4 protein-coding genes and 3 pseudogenes are annotated in these 6,182 nt (G+C 58.8%); 4 read left to right on the forward strand and 3 right to left on the reverse strand.

What is annotated here, in order from left to right:
* Positions 1–485 precede the first annotated feature (485 nt).
* Positions 486–824, forward strand: a pseudogene (locus tag AWB66_RS35240) (transposase); the annotation flags it as partial.
* A 338-nt stretch (positions 825–1,162) separates the two neighbouring features.
* Here the strand turns inward: AWB66_RS35240 and AWB66_RS35305 are convergent.
* Together AWB66_RS35305 and AWB66_RS35245 are read right to left on the reverse strand one after the other, a co-directional pair.
* Positions 1,163–1,300, reverse strand: a pseudogene (locus AWB66_RS35305) (IS110 family transposase); the annotation flags it as partial.
* 33 nt (positions 1,301–1,333) lie between these two features.
* The gene (locus AWB66_RS35245; RefSeq protein ID WP_087633983.1) at positions 1,334–1,678 is read right to left on the reverse strand and encodes an integrase core domain-containing protein; all 345 of its coding nucleotides are present in this window, start codon (positions 1,676–1,678) and stop codon (positions 1,334–1,336) included.
* A gap of 74 nt (positions 1,679–1,752) precedes the next feature.
* On the opposite strand from AWB66_RS35245, the pseudogene AWB66_RS31950 reads away from it, so the two are divergent.
* Positions 1,753–2,037 (forward strand): annotated as a pseudogene (locus AWB66_RS31950) (transposase domain-containing protein); the annotation flags it as partial.
* Positions 2,038–2,437: 400 nt separating this feature from the next.
* Complete coding sequence (locus AWB66_RS31955) at positions 2,438–3,670, forward strand: YncE family protein (protein ID WP_087633984.1); 1,233 nt, start codon at positions 2,438–2,440, stop codon at positions 3,668–3,670.
* A 650-nt stretch (positions 3,671–4,320) separates the two neighbouring features.
* On the opposite strand, the gene AWB66_RS31960 is transcribed toward AWB66_RS31955, so the two are convergent.
* Positions 4,321–5,433 (reverse strand): IS30 family transposase, encoded by a 1,113-nt coding sequence (locus AWB66_RS31960; protein ID WP_125469878.1) that lies wholly within the window; start codon positions 5,431–5,433, stop codon positions 4,321–4,323.
* 537 nt (positions 5,434–5,970) lie between these two features.
* On the opposite strand from AWB66_RS31960, the gene AWB66_RS31965 reads away from it, so the two are divergent.
* On the forward strand, positions 5,971–6,182 hold a 212-nt coding region (locus AWB66_RS31965; protein ID WP_087633985.1), incomplete at its 3' end, for a transposase.

Below are 6,182 nucleotides of genomic sequence, written 5' to 3' on the forward strand. Positions count from 1 at the left end.
CGCCGACCGCGCCATCAACTTTCGTACGGGGATCCACACCGGACGGTTGTTCAAGCTTGAGCGCAAACGCAGCTTACGAGCGCGGAGCAGCCCTTTACTACCGCCGATGCGGCCAACGACGCCCGTCCTCCTACATATTGTTTTCCTCCTTGTTTTGTCTCCGCCTCGCCGCCTCGATTTGTCTGGCTCGTTCGTACATCGTTCTGGTTAGTCTGGGACGTCCAGGCGGTACCGCTTTTCTGGTTATAACCGCCGGCAGTGTGCCCGTTGCCGCATACCGCTTCACCACGGGCGTTCGTCGCACATTCTGCAAATGCGTTTGCGGAGAGCACTACACAGATCAGTAACACGAAAGTATTCGTGACTATCTCCTACTGCGGCTGACCGAGCCGCTACTCTGCCGGCGTCGCTTGACCGCGCAACACCACCTTCCAGACTGATCACGTTCGCCGAAACGACAGATCACCATCGCCGAAATCCGCACTCCTGCCGGCTACGCATCAGTGCCAGTTCAAGGGCTGTGCGCCTCCCGCCGTAGCGCGCGCGCCGCCCCGTCAAGCTTTGCCTGCAAGGCGTTTGCCGGCGGGTTGTTGTCACCTTGCTCGAGTGGAAGTGTCGCCCCAGCGGATATCGGACACACTCAAGCGCACGTATTCGACCGACCCGACCCAGCACGTATCGCACGACCATCTACACGGCTATCTACGCTCAGCCGCGCGGCGAGTTGCGCCGCCAATTGATTGCCTGCCTGCGCCACGGCCACAGTACCCGCATGCCGCGCTCGCGCGGCCGACCGACGCGGACAGATTCCGGACATGGTTAGCTATATGAACGCCTCCCATTTGCGAAGGTTTTCGTGTGTTTAGACGAAGAGGATGGGCTGCAGCACTATATCCGTACATGGACTCCCGCCTATGAGCAAGATCGGCGTGCATATTGAAGGTCTCGACTGCGTCCGTACATTCGGCTTTTGATGTGCTTGCAATCAGCACGAGCCATCATGGAAGTTTGCGCGCTTGTCCCTCATCGGCCTCTTGGCTTCGTACCGCAGCCGCCGGATATATCAGGATCTACGAGCGCCGGTCCGACCGGTTCGCCATGCTTGCCGCTTCTTGCGCATTCGTGAAGAGAGTGGGGTTGCGTCTGCGCGCTACAGGAAGCGCTATGCCAATGTGAAGCATTCATTGCTCGTCAATACTGCCCACGCTATTCGCGCCGTCTTGTTCGCGAGAGCGATTGCCGCGACGCTCACATGACGGCGCTGCATCACCGCCTTGATCCAGCGACTGTGCCGGTCATTGAGGTTGACCCGCTCGGACGGACGGATTCGCAGTCAGGAATTCATCGTGGTCCGGCCTCCGTTAAGCGTTGATTCGCGGGTTGTCCACGGCCGGGCGGCGGGTCGCTCCTCACGACCACGACGCTGCCCGGCGGTGGGCAACCCGCAGGACGACACGGTTTCTAGCTTCTCGTTCAGTTTTTCGAATTCGAGCGGCGAACAATATCCGATGCTGCTATGCAGACGGCGTACGTTGTACCAACCTTCCAAGAGCGAGAAGATGCACCGCCGGGCTTGTTCATGGGTCGCGAAGTTTTCGCGCAAAAGCAGCTCTGCTTCAAGCGTCCCAAAGAAGGATTCGCACATTGCGTTGTGGTAGGCGTCGCCGGCCGTACCCATCGATGGTTGCTCACCCGCTTCGCGGCAACGTCGCCCGAAAGCAATCGACGTATATTGGGCGGATTCAACCGGTCGTCGGCGACGGGCAAGCCCCAGTGGACAACAACATCGTGGAACGGGACATCCGCCCGTTTGCCACCAGCACGAAAGTTTGGCTCTTCAGCGACACGGTCGCCGGAGCGAAAGCCAGCGCTGTCATCTACAGTCTCGTCCCCACATGCCGCGCGTGCAACGTCTAGCCATACACGTACCTGCTTCACGTACTGACCCAACTGCCTCAACGGGCACAAGACGCCGACATAAGCGACCTACTGCCATTTCGGTTCATGCAGTACCAGGCTTCGACCGACGCCGCCTGACGGCAGAAACCCATACGCGAGATCTCAGATATACGTCGCGCTTCCCTCGCAGCAGATTTGCGGCACCAGGCGACGTTCATGCGCGTGCCAGTGCACCCAAATTAGCGCTTACGGTTTTTGAGGGTTGCTGCCCGACGGGAGCGCGAGAAGCACTTCGCCCCTCTGAACCTTTCCAACGGTTCAACTCCGTTTGGGATGGACGTCAGCGTTGCGTTAGCTTAGCGTAGGCTCCCGCTAAGTCTTCGAATCCTGTTTTTTGCCTGTCGACCGGGCGACCGCGCTCACGGGAAAACCATACCACTCGTCCTCCGAGCGCGTTACCTATCCTATATTGGTGGCCTATACAGGCCCGGACGTGCCGCTCAGCGGGATGTCAGTGTCTAACGACAAGGAGATCGCGATGCAAAGATACATCTGGGTGAGGGCAGCGGTCGCGGCTGCTGCCGTTGTACTGGGTGGTTGCGGCGGCCACGATAACGATCAAACAGGACCACACTTCGTTTCGGATATCACGGTACCTAACGTAAAGGCAGGCGTCAATTTTTCCTTCGACATCGGGACTGTCAGCGGCAGCCGCTACTACTTTACTGATCGCAACAACGCATCGCTGGACGTAATCGACATCTCGACCAGGACCTTCGTGAAAGCAATTCAAGGCAGTGGCAGCCTTGCGTTTGCTGGCCTTGGACCCGGACCGAGCGCGACATCCGGGCCCGACGGCGCTACACCGGTCGGCAGTCTTATTTACGTCGGAGATGTCAATTCCGTGAAGATCGTCGACCCGGCGGCGGGTTCCGTGCTCAAGAACATTGCGGTCAGTACAACCGGTGTACGAGCCGACGAAGGCTGCCTTGACGCGACCCATGGGATCTTCATGATCTCTAGCCCGGAAGAACAGACGCCCTTCGCTACCTTCATAAACACCACGACTCAGAGCGTGGTCGCGAAGGTGACATTCACCGACGCCGGGGGCAAACCCACCGCAGGACTGGAAGCATGTGTATATGACGCGGCTAGCGATAACTTCTATGTAAACGTCGACGGCAGCACGGCAAATCCGCACGGAGAACTGGTAAAGGTTCCCGGCGCGGCGATTCGCGCAATACCGTCTGGTGGCACTCAGAATTACACGTCCCTTTCGGGTGTTGCAATGTACCCCGAGGCTAATTGCGATCCGACGGGTCTCGCCCTAGGACCGGGAACCGACATCGCCGTCGGCTGCAGAGAGGCGACTACGGGTTCACCGCTGCTGATGCAGATTTTTAATCGTGCGAGCGGGGCGCTTGTTGCGTCGCTTAACGCCGGAGGCGGCGATCAACTCGCATACGACGCCGCGACCAACCGATATTACAACGCGGCGAGCCGCTGGACGGCGTCCGGCAATGCGTCGACGAACGGAGCCTGCACGGCCGCATCTCCTTGCACCCCCGTGCTTACGATCGTTGATGCCGGCGCCCGAAGCGTCGTGACCCGCTTGAATACAGGCAATAACGCTCACTCGGTCGCAATCGATCCGACAACGGGGCTTATCTTTGTTCCTTACTCATCCGCCACAGCGCCGGCCGGTTGTCCGGGCTGTGCGGCGAACGGGTTTGTCAATGGCGGGGTCTCCGTATTTGCTGCTCACTCATAGCATGGCGGGGACGACCGAGGCTTTACCATCGCGCCGAGCGAGACTAGCGATCATTCTCGCTCCGCGCACGGGGGATTTTTCGACAGCACGCCTTGTACTTTCGCTTTCCGCTCGCTCGCGGAACGATTCAGACAGACGTGCTAACGCTGTTTTACGTTCGCTACTCGCACCCCATCTTCTAGGCGTGGCGCGAAGACCGTCGCTCGGTGAGCGTTCGCTCTCATCCCGACGCTCTCAAGAATATTCGAGCTGGACTCCTGCCCAAAAACGCCTTGCGTTGAAGGACCTACGAGCCGATCCGCTGCTGGTGAGATAATCATTAAACGACGCCCTACTGAGCGCTTCGTGAAGGCTGAGAGATGCGCGTTTTGACGTGAGTAGCTAACCGTCGAGCGCGTCATTCCCCGCGTTCGCACGGGAAACGCCTCGGTACGTTTGTTTTGCGGGCGAACGGTGTCGCCCTGCATCTCGCCTGAAACAGATTTCGGCTGCGCTCGATGGCCGCGAGCACCGCGTTGCAAAATGGCGGTGTAGCAACCTCGACGCAAGCCGCGCGCGACATGGAGGGCGGAACGTTCCTGAACTGGGTAACGCGGACCTTGTGACGTCCGTCGAAGTGTTCGGCCGTATGGCCGAAATTGGCGGCGGATTCAACCGGCCGATGCAACGATTTGGGTGAATCGCTCAGCTGGCGTATCGAAGTTTAGTGTTTTTCGGGGACGTTCGTTGAGCCGCCTGGCTACGGCATCCAGCTTGGTCTGCGAGTAGGCAGATAGATCAGTACCCTTAGGGAAGTATTGCCTCAGAAGCCCATTCGTGTTTTCGTTAGAACCGCGTTGCCAGGGATGCTGTGGGTCGCAGAAATAGACCTCAATGTCGGTAGCGACAGTAAAGCGGTTGTGGTCGGCCATTTCCGAACCCCTGTCCCACGTCAGCGATTTATATAGTTCCGGAGGTAACTTGCTGGCGTGTCGTATCAGCGCGTCAACCACAGCCTCGGAATCCTTGCTGGCGACTTTTACCAGCATCACAAATCGACTTTGACGTTCGACGAGAGTTGCATTTTGGCTCGTAGCATTGCCATACAGCAAGTCACCTTCCCAGTGCCCGGGTATTGCCCGATCCTCCGCCGTAGCGGGGCGTTCGCTGATCGATACAGCGTCGCGAATGTTCGTGCGGTCCTCAGTTTTCAGCGTGTGATGACCGGACCGGCGCATGGTTCGAGAGCGTCGCAAGTGCTCAAGCAATTCCTTTTTCAGGGCGCCACGAGCTTGAATATAGAGGCTCCGATAGATTGTCTCGTGCGACACCAGATAGTCCTTGTTGACCGCATAAACATGTCTGAGCCAACCAGCAATCTGCTTAGGGGACCACTGCAGCTTCAGCTTTGCAGCGACAACTCGCGACAGCGCCTGGTTTCGCACCAATTTGCAAACCTTCGGTCGACGTGCCCGCTCCCAGGCGATCGCATCCGCCTGGCTTGCTCGGTAGCCTTGGCGGCCTCCGTTGCGCTGCAACTCGCGACTTATAGTGGAAGGAGCGCGTCCCAGCCTGGCGGCTATCGACCGAATCGATAATCCGGACAACAGGGAGCGGGGAATCTCCTCGCGCTCCGCGAGCGTCAATGCCCGTGGCGCGCGGTGCCTTTGCAGGGGCTGGATGCCGCCGGTCTCCGATAGTATCCGCTGAATCGAAGAATGGCCTCGATCGAACAGTTTGGCAATCTGATGAATCGTATCGCCCTTGCGCCATCGGTCCCACATCAGCGCTTTCTGGGTCTGGGAGTAATAAATTCTCGGTCGCTGCTTCTTTTGCAACACCTCCGCTGCTCACGCCGATTCTAGGTGTTGCATCGACCGGTTGAATCCGCCGTCGATCCCCGCTGATCGCGTGAGACGAAGGCCGGCCGAACAGCCCACCGCGAGCGAGTGGCAGTTCCACTTGTGTCTCGGGGGAGCAAGATCACTGTACGCGCACGACCACGAGCTTTCCGGGCGAGCCGGCTCGCTTGCACACGCCAGATAGAATTTTGTGGTGCAGTGCATCATGGATAGCAAGAGAGCATGAAGACATCCCCAGGGGTGCGTGCTGTCATACGAGCAAACAGCCGTGAGATCTCGGCAGATTATCAACTCGCGACTGGTCTGCTAATTGTGACGGAGGGTGCCAAAGTCATTGGGATGTTGGGCCCGCCCGATTCGTGCGTAGCGCTCAGAGGTGGCCGCGCAAATTCGGACAGGCGGATAAATGGAACGCTCGGGGCCTGAGCCGGCGATAATGTCGACAAAGGAACTAGGAAGATGACGAAGAGAACCCGACGGACGCACTCAGCGGCGTTCAAAGCGAAAGTGGCGATGGCGGCGGTCAAGGGTGAGCGGACGCTAGCCGAATTAGCGCAGCAGTTCGATGTGCACCCGAACCAGATCACCGAATGGAAGCGGCAGTTGCAGGAACGTGCCGCCGACGTGTTTGGCGCAGGCGGCACGGCGTCGAGCGAGCCGCAAGTCGATTT

Source organism: Caballeronia telluris, assembly GCF_001544495.1.
GTDB classification, from domain to species: Bacteria; Pseudomonadota; Gammaproteobacteria; order Burkholderiales; family Burkholderiaceae; genus Caballeronia; species Caballeronia telluris.